This window comes from Novosphingobium pentaromativorans US6-1, from assembly GCF_000767465.1.
GTDB lineage: Bacteria > Pseudomonadota > Alphaproteobacteria > Sphingomonadales > Sphingomonadaceae > Novosphingobium > Novosphingobium pentaromativorans.
This window is the reverse complement of the sequence record NZ_CP009292.1, coordinates 560,813-577,210: the sequence shown is the minus strand read 5'-3', so window position 1 is coordinate 577,210 and position 16,398 is coordinate 560,813. Positions and strand designations below refer to the sequence as shown.

12 protein-coding genes and 1 pseudogene are annotated in these 16,398 nt (G+C 58.6%); 5 read left to right on the top strand and 8 right to left on the bottom strand.

What is annotated here, in order from left to right:
* The first annotated feature begins 54 nt into the window (after positions 1–54).
* The 3 genes from JI59_RS21275 to JI59_RS21265 all read left to right on the top strand — a co-directional run bounded on the left by JI59_RS21275 (position 55) and on the right by JI59_RS21265 (position 5,541).
* Positions 55–1,365 carry an amino acid permease gene (locus tag JI59_RS21275; RefSeq protein WP_138921458.1) on the top strand — a complete coding sequence of 437 codons (1,311 nt, stop codon included), beginning with the start codon at positions 55–57 and terminating at the stop codon, positions 1,363–1,365.
* Between the two features lie 226 nt (positions 1,366–1,591).
* Positions 1,592–3,823, top strand: coding sequence for a TonB-dependent receptor (locus tag JI59_RS21270; RefSeq protein ID WP_081474023.1), 2,232 nt, complete (start codon positions 1,592–1,594; stop codon positions 3,821–3,823).
* 23 nt (positions 3,824–3,846) lie between these two features.
* Positions 3,847–5,541: an amidohydrolase gene (locus tag JI59_RS21265; protein WP_138921460.1), complete on the top strand. Its 1,695-nt coding sequence runs from the start codon at positions 3,847–3,849 to the stop codon at positions 5,539–5,541.
* Positions 5,542–5,873: 332 nt separating this feature from the next.
* Here JI59_RS21265 and JI59_RS27800 read toward each other — a convergent pair whose 3' ends face one another.
* The 3 genes and pseudogenes from JI59_RS27800 to JI59_RS26370 all read right to left on the bottom strand — a co-directional run bounded on the left by JI59_RS27800 (position 5,874) and on the right by JI59_RS26370 (position 7,332).
* Positions 5,874–6,167, bottom strand: coding sequence for a hypothetical protein (locus JI59_RS27800; RefSeq protein WP_007014300.1), 294 nt, complete (start codon positions 6,165–6,167; stop codon positions 5,874–5,876).
* Between the two features lie 33 nt (positions 6,168–6,200).
* Positions 6,201–6,476, bottom strand: a complete 276-nt coding sequence (locus tag JI59_RS27795; RefSeq protein ID WP_007014301.1) for an FAD-dependent oxidoreductase — start codon at positions 6,474–6,476, stop codon at positions 6,201–6,203.
* Between the two features lie 91 nt (positions 6,477–6,567).
* Positions 6,568–7,332: pseudogene (locus tag JI59_RS26370) on the bottom strand (IS5 family transposase).
* 47 nt (positions 7,333–7,379) lie between these two features.
* Between JI59_RS26370 and JI59_RS21240 the strand changes: the two are divergent.
* A complete protein-coding gene (locus JI59_RS21240; RefSeq protein WP_138921461.1) occupies positions 7,380–8,906 on the top strand; it encodes a serine hydrolase in 1,527 nt (508 codons plus the stop codon).
* 117 nt (positions 8,907–9,023) lie between these two features.
* Here the strand turns inward: JI59_RS21240 and budC are convergent, their stop codons facing one another.
* From budC to JI59_RS21225, 3 genes are all read right to left on the bottom strand, one after another.
* The gene (budC, locus tag JI59_RS21235) at positions 9,024–9,830 is read right to left on the bottom strand and encodes a meso-2,3-butanediol dehydrogenase (RefSeq protein WP_081474024.1); all 807 of its coding nucleotides are present in this window, start codon (positions 9,828–9,830) and stop codon (positions 9,024–9,026) included.
* A 119-nt stretch (positions 9,831–9,949) separates the two neighbouring features.
* Positions 9,950–10,939: a phytanoyl-CoA dioxygenase family protein gene (locus tag JI59_RS21230; protein WP_039857774.1), complete on the bottom strand. Its 990-nt coding sequence runs from the start codon at positions 10,937–10,939 to the stop codon at positions 9,950–9,952.
* Between the two features lie 184 nt (positions 10,940–11,123).
* A complete protein-coding gene (locus JI59_RS21225; RefSeq protein WP_007014308.1) occupies positions 11,124–11,858 on the bottom strand; it encodes an SDR family NAD(P)-dependent oxidoreductase in 735 nt (244 codons plus the stop codon).
* 304 nt (positions 11,859–12,162) lie between these two features.
* On the opposite strand from JI59_RS21225, the gene JI59_RS21220 reads away from it, so the two are divergent.
* On the top strand, positions 12,163–13,251 hold the full coding sequence (locus JI59_RS21220) for a Zn-dependent alcohol dehydrogenase (protein ID WP_007014309.1): 1,089 nt from the start codon (positions 12,163–12,165) through the stop codon (positions 13,249–13,251).
* A 72-nt stretch (positions 13,252–13,323) separates the two neighbouring features.
* Here JI59_RS21220 and JI59_RS21215 read toward each other — a convergent pair whose 3' ends face one another.
* Both JI59_RS21215 and JI59_RS21210 read right to left on the bottom strand, forming a co-directional pair.
* Positions 13,324–14,268, bottom strand: coding sequence for an IclR family transcriptional regulator (locus tag JI59_RS21215; RefSeq protein ID WP_007014310.1), 945 nt, complete (start codon positions 14,266–14,268; stop codon positions 13,324–13,326).
* 73 nt (positions 14,269–14,341) lie between these two features.
* The gene (locus JI59_RS21210) at positions 14,342–16,261 is read right to left on the bottom strand and encodes a flavin-containing monooxygenase (protein ID WP_007014311.1); all 1,920 of its coding nucleotides are present in this window, start codon (positions 16,259–16,261) and stop codon (positions 14,342–14,344) included.
* Between the last annotated feature and the right edge of the window lie 137 nt (positions 16,262–16,398).

Sequence of the window (16,398 nt, the reverse complement as noted above, 5' to 3'; positions counted from 1 at the left end):
GTTCCAGTTTCGCAGGCGGAGCCTAATCTGCGCCACACGCTCAAGCAAAGACACATGACGATGATTGCGCTCGGGGGCGTAATTGGCGCGGGCCTGTTCGTCGGGAGTCGCGTTGTCATCCAGTCGGCCGGACCAGCGGCCAGCATTTCTTTCCTGCTGACAGGAATACTGGTCATCCTGGTCATGCGCATGCTGGGCGAGATGGCCACTGCGATGCCAACCGTTGGCTCCTTCTACGAGTACGCGCGACTTGCACTGGGCGACATGGCCGGCTTCCTGACCGGCTGGATGTATTGGTACTTTTGGGTCATCGTTGTTGCGCTGGAAGCGATTGCCGGGGCCGACCTCATCCGCTTCTGGCTACCCGAAGTACCGCAATGGTTTCTGGCGCTGACGCTAATGATGGCTTTGACCGCCAGCAATCTGTTCTCGGTCCGCTCATACGGCGAGTTCGAGTTCTGGTTCGCTTCGATCAAGGTCGCCGCGATTGGCGTCTTTCTGGTGCTGGGCACACTGTTCGTTGCTGGCATATGGTTCACGCCAGGGCCGGGACTGGCTAATCTTGCCGGGCATGGTGGCTTTGCGCCCAATGGCGTGCTGCCAGTGCTAACCGGGGCGGTTGCGGCGACAGGATTTTACTTCGGCGCCGAAATCGTCACCATTGCCGCTGCCGAGGCGGACGAGCCCAGCCGTGCGGTTGCGAAGGCGACCAATTCCGTCATCAGTCGAGTGTTACTCTTCTATGTAGGCTCAATCGTGTTGGTCGTAGCCATCATTCCATGGAATTCGGTAACGATCGCCACGCCTTACGTCAGCGCCCTTTCGGCTATGAAGATACCGGCTGCCGCGCAAATCATGAACGCAATCATCCTGACCGCTGTGCTTTCGGCGCTCAATTCTGGCCTATATGCCTCTTCGCGGATGCTGTTCGCGCTTACCCGAAACGGACATGCGCCCACGTTTCTGGCGCGGGTGAGCAAAAGCGGCGTACCCGTGGCAGCGACACTGGCAGGAACCGGCTTCGGATTTGTCGCGGTTTTCATGTCCTATGTTTCACCGGATACTGTCTTCGCGTTCCTGGTAAATTCCTATGGAACGGTTGCGCTCTTCGTCTATCTGCTCATTGCCTTTTCCCAGCTTCGCTTGCGCCGCCAGTTGGAGGCGCAGGATCCTGAACGGCTCGTTGTGCGCATGTGGCTGTTCCCTTGGCTTACGTACGTGGCGATTGCGGGCATGCTCGCAATCCTTGTGGCGATGGCCTTCATTCCCGACCAACAGTTTCCGCTGCTTATGGGCGTGGGAAGCCTTGCGCTCATTTCGCTTGGTTACGGATTGATCCGCAAGCGGCAACCACTCGCCGCTTAGCGAATCAATCCATTCTGCTTTGCAGCAAATATCAAAGGCGTTCGCAATGCGGGTGCCTTTGTTTTTATTATAAGTCACTGAATTCTGGCACCATCGTTCGCGGCCGACTGGACCAAGACTTCATGCTGTGGTGCGGCATTATCAAGTCATAACGAACGGGCCGGCAGAGATGCCGGCACGCCGGGTGAGGATGCCTCCTGGAACATTTACACGGGGGTACATGACAATGAATTGTTTCACGAAAAAGTCGGCGTGTATTTCAATTCGAGCAACAGCCTTTCTGAGTGCATCGCTTCTCGCATTTCCGGTACTAGCCCAAGAGGTTTCCCTCGCAGCAGACGAAGCTGCTCAGGACGGCATTAACGAAATTACCGTGACGGCGCAAAAGCGCATCGAAAGTGCGCAGAAAGTGCCGATCTCGATCCAGAGCTTCGGAGTGGCCAAGCTTGCCGAGATCAGTGCCTCGAAGCTCCAGGACATCGAGGTTGCTGCGCCTTCTCTCTCGTTCGGCGACGGCAGCGAGCAGGGACGTGCAGGGATTCGCGGCGTAATCGACTACTCGCGAAATGCAGGCTACGATTCCCGTGTGGGCCTTTACATCGACGGGGTCTATTTCAGCCGTTCATGGATGATGAACCAGACACTACTGGGCATCAAACAGATGGACGTGCTGCGCGGACCGCAGGGCACTCTTTTCGGTAAGAATACGGACGCCGGCGCAATCAGCATTACCACTCGCCAGCCTTCCTATGAAACCAATGGCGAGTTCGAAGCGGAGTACGGCAGGTTCGGTCACTGGAAGGTTGTCGGTCGCGTCAACGTTCCGCTCGGTGGCGATGCGGCCTTGCAGCTTTCGGCGACGCACCTTGAGGGCAAGGGCTATTACCACAACGACTATCTCGGCACGCGCAATCAAGGTGTGAATTCAGAGGCTGTGCGAGCGCAATTGCTGATTGAGCCGGCAACAGGCGTACGCATCAACATTGCGGGAGATTATGTGGACGATCATAATTCCACCCTGCATTATACTTATGTCCCCACCCCGGGGACAAATCCACATCACTTCAATTCGTACTACGATGACCGCGCCGACCGGAAGATGGGCGGCGTTTCGATAACTGGCGAAGTGGAACTTGGCGACGGATACAATCTGACCTCGATCAGCGCCTTTCGCTCAGGGAAGCAGGATATCGACTTCAGCAACGAGACGGGTACGGTGCCGTATCTGACAGTTCACTTCAAGCCCAGTACGGATCAATTCACACAGGAACTGCGGATCGCTTCGCCGGTGGGCGAGCACTTCGACTACGTTGCTGGCCTTTATTACTTTTGGGGCCGCAACGTTGATCGCAACATCGCTGCATTCGGATCGGGGCTGGCCTATTTTGGTTATCCTTACACACTCTATGCTGGGACGGACTTGCCTTCCTATACCTCGGTATCGACGAAATCCTACGCAGGATTCGTTAATGCAAATTACCGTTTTAATGACGTAATCGAACTCTTTGTCGGTGGACGCCTGACACATGAGAAGAAGACGCTCGATAACCTTACGACCAGCGATCCCTATGGCATATTCGCTTTGCCACTTGACGGCTATTCTCAGAAGTTCGGTGACACCTTTTTCACGCCCAAAGGCGGCGTCAACCTGCATTTGTCGAACGATGTTCTAGTTTTTGGTGCGGTCGGCAAGGGTTTCAAGAGTGGAGGTTTCAATACCGAGGGCACATCGGCCGCCACGTTTGCGGCCGGAATCGACTTCAAGCCTGAAACCGTGGTCAGCTACGAACTTGGTGTGAAAAGCCAGTTCCTTGACCGCCGCGCCAGGCTAAACATCACCGGTTTCTATCAGAAGTTCGACCGATACCAGGTCTTCACATTCGTTGAGGTCGACTTCGGAGGGACAAAGCGCCTGACATCTAGCTTGACCAATGCCGGTGAACTGGTTTCGAAAGGTGTCGAAGTGGATGCTACGCTGGTTCCCGTTCCTGGCCTTACGCTCTCGGGCAACTACACATACAACCTCAGCGAATTCGTCAGTTATCCGGGCGGAGGCGGCTTTTTCAACGGAACACTGCTCGATGCAGACGGTGTTCAGGCACCCTATGCTCCCAGACACAAGGCCTATCTCTCGGCCAGCTATACCACTGCGCTGGGTGTGGGCGATTTGAAGCTGACCGGACATCTGGGCTACAGCAAAGTGTCCTCGCAGAACTTTGACCCCAAGGTTGTGAACCCGCTGTATCGCAGTGCCTATCTGATGGCAGGCTACAATGTTGCTGACGCGAACCTTACGCTAGCCAGTCAGAGCGGCGACTGGTCGCTTTCGGTCTGGTCAAAGAATCTTCTCAACAAGAATTATGTCAAATTCGCCAATTTGACTGCATTGCTCGGCAATCGTGTTGTCGTGTACGGCGAACCACGCACCATCGGCGCCACTTTCCACTATGCGTTCTAAAAGGCGGAAAAAGGATGAATGGTATGAAACTGAAATCTCCGGTCGCGGCGCTTTCATTGGTACTGCTGGCCAGTACCACGGCCCTTGCCTCCCCGCGCCAAGCGGCAGACATGGTCTTCGTTCATGGCAATGTCATTCCAATGACCGGGCCCGAGGCAAAGGCCGCCGCAGTGGCGGTCAAGGACGGGAAGATACTCGCCATAGGTAGCGATACCGAGATTGAAAAACTGAAAAGCAAGTCTACCCAAGTGGTCGACCTGGCCGGACGCACGATGCTGCCCGGGTTCATCGATGCGCATGGTCATATAGCTATGGTTGCGCAGCAGGCCGACCTAGCCGCACTGGCGCCGCCTCCAGTAGGGGGCGTCACAAGCATTGCTAGTCTCGAAGATGCCTTGCGCAAGTATATGGCAACGCATCCTGAAGGCTGGATCGTTGGCATGGGGTATGATGATGCCGAGCTGGCTGAGAAGCGGCACCCGACCCGGCACGAACTGGACGCGGTATCAACGGACCGGCCGATCCTTATCATGCATATTTCCGGGCATCTGGCAGCGGCCAATACGAAAGCACTCGAAATGGCCGGGCTGCTGCATCCGGATAAGGACCCGCCGGCCGGTGTCATTCGGCGCGAGGCCGATGGCAAGATCGCCTCTGGCGTGATCGAAGAGGGCGCATTGTTCCAGCTCTACGCGCTGATTCCGCAGCCTACATTGGAGCGACAGCTGGAACTACTGGCCAAGGCCCAGCAGGTATATGCAAGTTATGGCCTCACTACAGCGCAGGACGGAGCAACTATGCAAGCGGGATGGAACCTGCTCAAGGTCGCGGCTGAGCGCAAGGCGCTGTTCCTCGATGTTCATGCCCTGCCGTTGCTTAACCAGCAGTGGGACGGTTTTGACGCCATCCCCTTCAACGCGCCTTACGCCAATCACTTGCGCGCAGCGGGTGTCAAAATCATCGCGGACGGGTCACCTCAGGGCCGAACGGCATGGCTGAGCCACCCCTATCACCTGCCGCTGGAAGGCAAGAGCGCGGACTATGCCGGTTATCCACAACTCACCGATGAAGCACTACGTACGATGTTAGCCAGGGCTGATGAACACGATTGGCAAGCGTACATCCATGTCAACGGAGATGCCGCGATCCAGCAGTTGATAGATGCGGTCCGTGCGGTCGGTGTGCAGACCGGCAAACCGATGCGCCGCACAATTGCCATTCACTCGCAGACCGCGACACTGGAAGAACTTAAGGAGATGAAGGCGCTTGACATTGAGCCGACTTTCTTCGCGTCCCATACGTACTATTGGGGCGATTGGCATCGTGAAGTGACGTTGGGACCGACGCGTGCCGATCACATTTCACCCCAACGCGACGCTTTCGATGTCGGCTTGCGGCCTTCAATCCACAACGACGCCCCGATCGTTCCACCCGACATGATCCGGCTTATCTGGTCGGCAGTAACGCGCCGCACGCGCTCGGATGACATTCTCGGCCCCGAGCAACGGGTGACACCTTACGAGGCATTGATGGAAGTGACGCGCAACGCTGCTTACGAGTTACGCGAAGAGGGTGCCAAAGGAACACTCGAGCCCGGGAAGGTCGCTGATTTCGTCATCCTCGATGGTGATCCACTCGGCATTCAGCCAGAAAGCCTTCTGACATTGAAGGTTGTCGCGACAATCAAGGACGGACGGTACATATTTGGCCACCCTTGATCTGGAGCATAAATTCTAGAATGAAACTCGCCTGCCACCCAAGGCGTACCTGTCGGCAATTGAGTCGTTCAACACCAATTGCCGACTTTTCTATTGCTACGAATTTGGCTGGGAATTGCCCTTTGCGTGTCCCGCCTGATAGTGACCCTGTCCCGAATTTGCTTCCGGTCAGAAAGAGAAATCCTGCGCTTCCTTGACCGGGTTTAACCCTGGTCGAGGAAGCAAACTCGGCCGGCGAAATCGAAGGATCAAGAGTTCTCGTGTCTTGAGAGCAATTGTTCCATTGCGTTCAAATTAGGTGGCATATTCACTCGGTAACTGGTGAGGAGGTCTTAGCCTCCCGCGATCTCTTTCACCGCCTTCGCTGCGCCACGCATTGCACCTTCGATATATCCGACGCCGTTGGCGTCACCGACCGAATAAACCTTGAAGCCAGCAGCCTTGAGATCCTCGGCCAAACTCAAGTCGCTTTCTGCCCCCTTGGCAACGATGACCGTATTCGCGGCAGCGGATTGCGACTGGCCCTTGCTGTCGGTCCAACTGACTGCCGCGGCAGAGATCGTTATGTCCTGTGCACCGGTTGCCAGAGTGTCGCCATGTGCCTTGAGTTCTGATAGCAGTCTCATCCTTCGGACTAACGTCAGCCCCTTGCCGAAGCGTCAGGGCACGTCGACCACGGTCACTTGCCTTCCGCGCTCCATAAGGAATTCCGCCAATTCGACGCCAACCAGTTCGCCGCCGATGATCACAACCTTGTCGCCGATAGGCATCCAAGCATGGGTCGCTCTGCGGACGAGATCAAGGTCAGCGGTGGCCCCGGTCGCCGCGCCTACGTTGCCAGGAATGGCCGGCATACCACGGATCGCGCAGATGGCGACAATCACTTCATCTGCCCCCAACTCGCGCAGCAACTCGGGTGTTGCCGCGGTGTTCAAGCGTACATCGACCCCGGTCTCAGCGATTTCACTACGCAGCCGGTTGAGTAGCCGCTCGTTGGGTTCATAAGCTAGGGTCAGGACTCACTGATCAGAGCCAGAAGATGACGGTCGCGGCGAGAGCTACTGCGGAGAGGAAGGCTGTTGGGCACCTGTCATAGCGTGTCGCCACCCGGCGCCAGTCCTTGAGGCGGCCGAACATGATCTCGATGCGGTTTCGGCGTTTGTAGCGGCGTTTGTCGTATTTGACGGCCTTGTTCCGGGATTTTCGGCCCGGGATGCAGGGCGTGATCCCCTTCTCCTGCAAGGCATCGCGGAATCAGTCAGCATCATAGCCACGATCACCGAGCAGCCATTGGGCTTTTGGAAGCTCGTCGAGCAGGGCGGCGGCACCGATATAATCGCTGACCTGGCCTGCGGTCATGAAAAAGCTGAGCGGGCGGCCGTTCGCATCCGTCACGGCATGAAGCTTGGTGTTCATGCCGCCTTTCGTGCGCCCGATCAGGCGTCCCGCATCCCCCTTTTTACCGCCATGCTCGATGCCGTGCTGTGCGCCTTCAAATAGGTCGCGTCGATCATTATCATCTTGCGTTCGCAAGCCTGGGGCGTGGTCAGACCATCCATCATCCCCAGAAAGATGCCCTTGTCACCCCACCGCTTCCACCGATTGTAGAGCGTCTGGTGCGGTCCATAGTCCTTTGGTGCATCGCGGCGCCAGCGCAGCCCCTTGCGGTTCACGAAGACGATCCCGCTCAAAACCCGTCGATCATCAACCCGGGGCTTACCGTGGCTCCTGGGAAAAATGCGGCTCAAGCCGCGCCATTTGTTCGTCCGTCAGCCAGAACAAATCATTCAAATCAAGTCTCTTCAAAGAGCCTGAATCATATCGCGCCTCTCATATCGATGGGTCCTAACCCTAGCAAAAGTCCGGACCTGATGGGTAGGCCATCCTTGCCTCGCTTGCGAATATCTGCGGCCATTTCCTCGTCCGTCCATTTTCCGGCAATCGATCTGGCCCTCCAGACCCCAGAAATTGGCAGACTTTCAAAGTCGTTCGGCTCGGCGATCACCTGGTGCGCGAAGATGAACCTTGTTCTGGGGACACTTTTCCCTTCAAAGTGGATTGCGATTACTGAATTTGTAACGAAAGTTGCCGGGTGCCGAAGGGGCGCATGGCGGGAAGACGAAGGAAGAAGCGTGGCATCGGAATTCGATACGGTTGGGCTCGCCCGGGCATCGCTGATCCCGGAGGCATTGATTCAACAAGGCATTCTCTCGGGTGCCGTGACGCTGGTCTGGAAAGACGGCGATATCCGGGATGTCACTGTGTTGGGAGAGCGGAACATCGAGCGACGCGATCCGATGACCCGCGATACGTTGTTCCGGGTCGCATCGATGTCCAAGCCCATCACTTCGGTTGCGGCGATGATGCTGGTCGAGGATGGATTGCTTGCTCTGGATTCGCCGATTGCGCGATGGCTTCCCGAGCTCGCGGATCTGCGGGTTCTGCGAAATGGCGACGGTCCGCTGGACGATACGGTTCCGGCGCAGCGAGATCTCATGGTCGAGGACCTTCTTACCCACCGGGCGGGTTTCATCTATGGCTTCTCGGCAAGCGGACCGATCGTTGGCGCGTATGAAGACGCGCTAGGCAACATTCTGGAAACCCTTGCCACGCCTGACGAATGGTTGACCGCGCTTGGCAGCCTTCCGCTGGCTTTCCAGCCCGGGGAGCAGTTCCGTTACAGCTACGCCACCGATGTGCTCGGTTGCCTGGTGGGTCGCGTTGCAGGAATGTCGTTCCGTGATTTCCTTCGCGAACGCCTGCTCGATCCGATGGGGATGGTCGATACGGATTTTTATGTTCCCGCAGAAAAGCTTGGTCGCTTGGCCACGATCTACAGGCATGACAAGACGATCGGTGAGCTCGCGCCGGTGCCGATCAAGGCACCGGCAGCGGCACCCGCGCTATGTGGCGGAGGAGGGGGGATGTTCTCGACTGCTGATGACTATCTCCGCTTTGCACGCATGCTGCTCAATGACGGTGAACTGGCGGGACAGCGCCTGTTGCAGCCTGAGACGGTTGCGCTGATGCGCGGCAATCGGCTGTCGGACGAGCAACGCCGGGTCGATTTCCTCGGTCGGCCCGGTTTCTGGTCGGGACAGGGCTTTGGCCTGGGGCTTTCGATGATTACCGATGTGCAGGCACATGCAGCACACGGCGCCGGATCGGTCGGTGCGTTCGGTTGGCCTGGGGCTTTCGGAACCTGGTGGCAGGCCGACCCGCAGGAAAACGCGATCCTGATCTACCTGGTGCAAAATTCCGAGCCGGTCGTGCCGCCAGCACAGGAAGATGGCGGGGCCGCGGTCTCGCCTGTCCGGGCAGCGATGCAGGAATGGCAGCGAGCGATCTATGCTTCGTTTCGCTGACCGCGCTTAAAGCCCGGTCAGCGCCCTGCACCTTTGATCGAGCCGGCGCTGCCACATTGTCACCTGCTGCCGATCACGATGGCGCGCTCGTCGCGCTCTGGTGTGCCCAGCCGTGGCTTAGCTATCGCGGGAAGCCGGGTAAGTGCCTTCTGCCGTCATCTTGCGGATCACGGAATGGATGTTCACCTGGCCGGTATGGGCGGTCACTCCGCCGTCGGCTGCAAGGATTGCACCTGTAACGTAGGAGGCGTCGTCGGATGCAAGAAAAGCCGCAACTTTCGCCATCTCGTCTGCCGTTCCGGCTCTGCCCAGCGGGATCGATTCGTCCCATTCGCGCCGCTGGGGCAGTTTTTCGAGCGTTGCCGTGAGGCGTGTGTTGGCGATGAATCCCGGGCACAGGGCATTCACGCGGATCTTGTCGCGCCCCAGATCGAGGGCTAGCGACCGGGTGTAGTTGATTACGGCACCCTTGGCCGCGTTGTAGGGACCATAACCATAATCGCCGCGCATCCCCGAAATCGAAGCGGTGTTGACGATGGCGCCGCCGCCTGCCTGGCGCATATGAGGCACAGCGGCCCTGCAGCCGTACATGACCGCCGTTATGTTGACACGGAAGACTTTGTCCCACGTGTCGTCATCGGTTTCGGCAACGTCGCACAAGGCGCCGACGCCTGCATTGTTGAACAGCATGTCGAGCCGACCATGCGTGTCGATCACGGCCTGCACCATCGCCTCCACTTGCGCTGCCGAGGTGACGTCGCACACGCAATTCGTGATGCCTGGCAAATCGTGACGCAGCGCATCGCCGTCGATGTCGACCGCCAGAACGTGTGCGCCTTCCCGTGCAAGAAGCGTGACGATTGCGGCACCGATGCCAGTCGCCGCTCCCGTCACAATTGCAGTTTTCCCGTCGAACCTTCCCAAACCTGTTCTCCCTTTAGCAATGCCTGCGGTTGTCGGTCACCTCTCGGTGGCAAACTCACCATGTCGATATGCCTGTTCCTGCCCGAGCGCGTTTCGCCGGGCCGTGGCCCATGCGACGTTCAATCGTATGGGTGGCGACCGCGATTATAGGCGACGCGCTCGTTCTGGGGGCCTTCTTCCTTCCACCCGCTATTGAGATCCTGCCCCATGAGGGTGGAAAACCGCCTCGGGTTTGCGGCCAGAATTTCAGGCGTCACGTTTTCTCGATAGGGTTCGCCGGTGAAGACCGGTCGGATGAACTGGTTGATCAGGTTTACGCGTAGTCCGGGTGTCTTCTTGGCGAATGCACCATGCCAGGTACTGCCCGGCCAGATGATTACCGAGCCGGCAGGCGCCTCGATTGCAACCCGATCGTCCGAGCTTTCGCCGAAGCCAGGGGGGCGGGCGTACTTGTGGCTGCCGGGTACGAAGCAGATCGATCCGCTTTCCCGCGAATAATCCGTCAGGCACCAGGTTACATTGCAGAAATGTTCGATGCGGCTGTAGGGGGCGGGAGTCATCAAGTTATCGGCATGGAGGGTGAGGTCCGCATCTCCCGGCCCCTTCATGAGTGACAGACAGGTTGCGAGAACCGCGTTCTTCCCGAGGATCAGGTCGATCATCGCGAGAACGGCTTCGTTCATTGCGGCCTTTTGAAAGACCGGATCTTCCAGCAACAGATAGGTGTAGTTGGCGAAAGACCCCGAGGTATCCTTCTGCATAAATGCCGCCGATGGCGGCGTGTCGGCCTGAAGATCGGGACGTGTCCCGATCCGCCTTTCGACGACGTCGAACAGCTTTTCCCGCAAGGTGTCGATGAATTCGGCCGGCGCGACTTTCTCCGGCGGAATTACTGCATAGCCCAGAACTTCAAGCTGGGCGACTTCCCTGGTCAGACCTAGTCTCTCGATGTTTTGCCAGACCCGCAATGCATCGTCGGGAAGCGAGCGAACATCCGCGAGGGACGCGAGGTTTTCTGGGTTGTTCGGACTATCTGTAGCATCGGCGGTACGGTCGCTTGTAGCGAAGTTGGCGCTTCGCTCTCGTGCTTTTTCTGCGTTGCTTTCCAACACATCGCCCTCCTGTGATTTTGTATATTTCTTTACTTCAATCTATAAGGCGCAGTTTTGTCAGTCCAACGCTGGAGCGAGCGTTTCTGCGCCGATTTGCCAATACACGTAGCGCTCCTTCGTCGGTGCTCACAAGCCGGCGCCGAAGAGGGCCCGGATGGTTTCGGAGCAGCTCGGTATGAGGTCATGGTCTCTGGGTCGAACCTCCGTCGACGATCAGCGTTTGCCCGGACATGAAGGACGATGCATCCGTTGCAAGGTAGAGCAGGGTTCCAACGAGATCGTCCGGTTTGCCGCGTCGCTTGAGCGACTGGCGAGACAGCGCCCGTTCGATGATTTCAGGCGGGACGCGTCCGTTCATCATGCCAGGCGCGATGCCGTTTACCCGGATATTGTCGGGGCCGAATTCCTGAGCCAGCGCGACGGTAAGCCCGCTGAGGCCGAGTTTGGACACGGCATAAGCGCTTTCCATGACCGAATAGGCAGCTTTTGAAGACTGGTTGATGATCACTCCGCCGCCGCGTGCAATCATGGATGGGCGGCAGGCGCGGGCCAGTGCCAGGGGAGCGGCGATGTTTACCCATAGAATGTGCCGCCATTCGTCATTCGTGAGCTCGGAGCAAAGGTTCCATCGCCCTCGCGCCAGGCCTGCGTTGTTGACGAGGATGTCGATGCCACCAAACTCGGCGATGGCTGCGTCGACCGCACGCGTGATATGGCTTTCGTTTCCCATGTCCATCTCGATGCCGAGGGTTCGGGCGCCGCTCGCGGCGATCTCGCCAGCAGCCGCCTGGGCAAGTTCGCCGTCGATGTCGCCAATCACGACTGCGGCGCCTTCATCTGCGAGGGCTGCGGCATAGACCTTGCCGAGATTGCTACCCGCGCCGGTTACCAGCGCGATCTTGCCAGCAAGTTGCATGACTTTTTCCTTTCCCTTGGCGCATTTCCTGTCAAGCGGCGGGCGCCGCAAGCGGTAAGCAATCTGCTCGTAGCGGCGCCGATACCCGATCCTGTGCCGGTGACGACATTTCCATCCCAGTTCATCCTGCTCCGCTTCCTCCCACCGCTTTTTTGTCCCCGGCTGCCAGTTATGGAACGCGGGAGACGTCCGACCAGCAAGACCGGCTTATTGGCGTGTGCATCTGGATATAGCGGAGCAGCCATTGAGTCTATTGAATTGCTGCAATCGAAGCTGCATAAGGAGCCAATAGGGAGATAGGCGGATGAAGGCAGCTGTATTGCGCGATTTTTCGCGCGGACTTGAGATTGAGAATCTCTCGGTCGACAAGCCCAAGGCCCATGAAGTTCTTGTGCGCGTTGCGGCCTCCGGGTTGTGCCATTCGGATCTCCACATTTTGGGCGGCGATATTCCCTTTCCCTTGCCGACCATCCTTGGGCACGAGGTTTCCGGCATCGTCGAGCAGGTAGGCACTGAGGTGAGGACCGTGAAGCCCGGCGATCACGTCGTCGTCAGCTTCACTTTCCATTGCGGGCACTGCGCGGAATGCCACACCGGCCATGCCTACCGCTGCGCTCCGCCCGAGCAGCTGCGGGGCGCGCAGGAGCCGCCGCGCCTTTCCGATGGTGCTGCGGGCTTGGGACAATTCTGCAGTATCGGCGGTTTTGCCGAGCAGGTCCTTGTTCACGAGAGTGGCTGCATTCCGATCAATCGGGATATGCCGCTCGATCGTGCGTGCCTTCTTGCCTGCGGTGTCTCGACCGGTTTCGGCGCTGCGGCCAATACCGCGGGAGTGCGGCCAGGCGAAACCGTGGCGGTGATCGGTTGCGGCGGCGTCGGTCTGCCGGCGATCAGCGGGGCCTTTTCATGCGGAGCAGGGCGCGTCATTGCGGTCGACCGGATTGCCGGAAAGCTCGATCTCGCCCGCCGCTTCGGTGCGACCGACACGGTCGACGCGTCGAGCGGAGACGTCATCGAGCAGGTCATGGCGCTGACTGGCGGGCGCGGCGTGGATCATGCGATCGAGTGCATTGGCCGGCCTTCGACGATGGAGCAGGCATTCGCCATGCTTGCCCGTGGCGGCACCGCGACGATCTGCGGAGCAGGGTCGCCTGGTGAACACATCTCGATTCCCTCGCTTTCCTTCATTCGCGAAAAGAAGATCCAAGGCTCGCTGTTGGGTAGCATTCGGCCTTCAGTCGATATTCCGAGCTTCGTCGAATTGTACCTGCAGGGACGCCTGCCACTTGATGAGCTGATATCGCAGCGCCTTTCGCTAGCCGAGATCAACAAGGGTTTTGATGATCTGCGCAGTGGCGAAGTCGCGCGGTCGATCATCGTGTTCGATCACTGATGCCAGATCCATCTGCCGGTTCTTACCGCGAGCGGACTTTCGGGACACCTCCCGTGAAGTGCAAGCGACGCTTCAGGGTTTGCTAGCCGCTGGTTGGCCGGGGCTGGAAACTGAGGGTGCGAAACGTGGCTTTCCCATCTCGTCGATCTCGGCGGAAATCCTGTCGGCGGCATGTCGAACCATGTCACCGAGCTTTGCCAGCATCTTTACATTCATCCTGCGTTCTATCTGGGACAACGTGATCGCAAAGCGGACCACTCCTCCTGCGAAAACCGGTGCCTGGATCGATTGAACCAATCTCGGGTCATCGTCCAGCAGGTCATCGTTGCTGTTGAGATACTCGACCGTCTGGATTTCTGTGAGCCGCCGCGCTGCCATTTTGCGGGGCGCATCATCATCGTTGGAAGGAGAATTCTCGTCAGCGGCAAAGGTGTGCGTCCACGCGCCGGGCTGCGATTGAAGCATTACCACGTAGCCACGGCTGCGGATCGATTCCATGTCGGCGTCGAATTTCATTATCGAGGCTTCGTCGCTCGGGCCTGCGCGGGCAATCCATTCCATTCGCTGCATCTTCGTTTGCCAGGCGACGAAGACGGTTCCGATAGGCGGTGCGAACCGTATGCGGTTGCCGGGTCGGCGGATGGGACTGTTGATCAACGCGGGACCGGTCGAGCCGAGCAGCACGATTTCATCGTCGACCAATTCGCTGAAGATGCACTCGCATTGGCATTGTGCGGCCAGCGCATCCATGGTGGGAAGCGCCAGAGCGAGTTCGGGTAGCGCCTCCGTGGCCGCGGCGCCGACGTGTGCCGCTGCCGGGCCGAGCCCGTACCGGGAAGTCTGGGAGGAGCGGAAGAGCCAACCGGCATCGTGAAGCGTGTGAACGATCCCATGCACACTCGACTTGTTCAGGCCAAGGCTCCGGGCCAGCTCCGTCAAGGTAAACGTCTGCGCCGGCCTGGCGGCCATGAACTCGAGGAGCCTGATGGCTCGTGCTGCACTGTTCGACCCGGCCATCAGCCGCCTATCCCTGCACCGTTCGCTGTAGCGGCCGGATCTACGCGCTGCCTGTCGCTGTGACAAATCCGATTCATCGGATATCCAGATCCTCGAAACGGGGGCTTCGCACGAACCGGAACATCTCGGTCGGTGAAAAGGGATTCTGGGTCACGGAGCGGCCATGGCTCGACCAATAGTAGTTTTGCGCACGCGGGTCGCTCCAGACCTTCGTGGCATTTCGTGAATCGACATATTCGTTGTACTGGATGTAGGGAGCCTCCCGGACCGAAACCTCTTGCCGCTCGTCAAGGATCAGGCGCTGCATGCACATCAGCGCATACCGGGTTACGAGCTCATGGAAAGTTGCAGGTCCCAACGCACCATTGGTGTTGGGGCCATAGACCATCCATAAGTTGGGAAAGTCCGGAACCATCGAACCGCAATAGGCGCGCGGCCCCTTGTCTGCCCAAACCTCGTCGAGGGTTTTTCCATCCCGACCCGTAACCGTCATCGGGTAGAGATAGTCATGTGCCCGGAATCCGGTAGCGAAAACGATAACATCCACGTCATGCTGGGTGCCGTCGTTCGCCTCTACTCCGTTTTTGTTGATCCGGCGGATGCCGCAGTCGACCAGCGTGGTGTTGTCGGCCAGGATGGCATCGAGGACGTTGTAGTCTGCATCGCACGTCACCGGGCGTGCCGATCTGACGGGGTGCGGCGGCGTCATTTTCCGAACCAGGTCTGCGTCCCCTAGCCGCTGCACAAGATAGTCGATGCATGCATCGCGCATCTCCTTGTTCTTGGGGTTGCAGGCATGGGGATCGTCGAAGTCCGGATCGATCTCGGTCAGATCGCCAAGCGAGAAAGCCGGGAGAGAAGACCGGCACCTCAGAAAGTTCGAATAGAACGGGAGGTTGCGGTCAAGCCAGTTGACTTGCGGTGGGGAGGGCTCGAGGTATCCCTTGGTCGGCGTCAACCATTGCGCGGTGCGCTGGAACACGGTGACGTGCTCGGCTTCGAGTGCCAGTTCGGGGATCACCTGATAGCCGGTGCAGCCTGTCCCGACGACGGCGAAGCGCTTTCCTTTCAGATCGAGTTCGTCGGGCCAGCGCGCGGTGTGGAAGCACTCTCCGTCAAACTGCTCGATCCCGGGAATTTCCGGCACATTCGGCCGGTTCAGGAAGCCGACCGCAGTGATCACTGCATTGGCTTCAATCATCTTCTCGCCGTCGGGGCCATGGGCAATGGCGATCCAACGCGCTGACTGCTGGTCCCATGTGAGCGTGCGGATCTCGGTGTTGAACTGGATATTTTCTCGTAGGTCGTACGAGTCGGCAACCCAATCGAAGTAGCGCTGGTTCTCGGGCCAGGGGCAGAATGCGTAACTTGGCGCGAAGGCCACGCCGAATGTGTTGGTATAACCGCGGCTGGGAGTGTCTACCCGGGCACCGGGATAGCGATTTTCGTGCCAGGTGCCGCCAACACCGGCGTTCTTTTCGACCATCTCGTAAGGAATGCCTGCGCGTTTGAGTTCGCGCGCCGCGGTGAGCCCACCCATGCCGGCGCCGATCACGAGGACCTTGAAGCCCTGCAGTGTGTCGGCGGGTGGCGGCGCCTGCCATTCCATGCGACGCTCCGTCTCTGGGAGACCCAGTTCCTCCATGTACAGTTCAACGTCGTCGTCGCTGAGAGTCAGGCCCGCGGTAAGCCGGACGCTGTCTGCGAGCCGGTCTAGAACCGGGATCACCTCGCCGGCGCCGGAGTCCCGGTAAGACTTGAGGAATTCGGCCGCACCGTTTCGCAGCAACGCGACATCGGCTTCGTCGACCACCGTCGGCATCTTGAACGCACCGTGGCGCACCTGTTCCAGCTTGGTGCGGGCGAAGGCTTCATCCCCCGTCAGAAGGTACAGAAGACCGCGCAGTGCCATGAGCTCGGCATATTGAACGGCATCTTCGATCTGCGCATCGGTGGCCTCGATCAGTTCGGGCCGAACGGGTGTTTCGTGCATCCTCACACTTCCCTTTATCACTATAAAGTTCGAAATATCGAACCATACGTTTAATATACCGTACAAATTGGTCTTCGGCAATGTGCGGGTACCAAGGGAAGACAAGTCTCGCTTGCGCAAGTCATGGTTGATGGAAC

Excerpts from the sequence above, each read along its gene's own strand:
- JI59_RS21275 (WP_138921458.1), top strand. The coding sequence starts at position 55 with ATGACGATGATTGCGCTCGGGGGCGTAATTGGCGCGGGCCTGTTCGTC.
- JI59_RS21270 (WP_081474023.1), top strand. The coding sequence starts at position 1,592 with ATGAATTGTTTCACGAAAAAGTCGGCGTGTATTTCAATTCGAGCAACA.
- JI59_RS21265 (WP_138921460.1), top strand. The coding sequence starts at position 3,847 with ATGAAACTGAAATCTCCGGTCGCGGCGCTTTCATTGGTACTGCTGGCC.
- JI59_RS27800 (WP_007014300.1), bottom strand. The coding sequence starts at position 6,167 with ATGAGACTGCTATCAGAACTCAAGGCACATGGCGACACTCTGGCAACC.
- JI59_RS21240 (WP_138921461.1), top strand. The coding sequence starts at position 7,380 with ATGGGTCCTAACCCTAGCAAAAGTCCGGACCTGATGGGTAGGCCATCC.
- JI59_RS21225 (WP_007014308.1), bottom strand. The coding sequence starts at position 11,858 with ATGCAACTTGCTGGCAAGATCGCGCTGGTAACCGGCGCGGGTAGCAAT.
- JI59_RS21220 (WP_007014309.1), top strand. The coding sequence starts at position 12,163 with ATGAAGGCAGCTGTATTGCGCGATTTTTCGCGCGGACTTGAGATTGAG.
- JI59_RS21215 (WP_007014310.1), bottom strand. The coding sequence starts at position 14,268 with ATGGCCGGGTCGAACAGTGCAGCACGAGCCATCAGGCTCCTCGAGTTC.
- JI59_RS21210 (WP_007014311.1), bottom strand. The coding sequence starts at position 16,261 with ATGCACGAAACACCCGTTCGGCCCGAACTGATCGAGGCCACCGATGCG.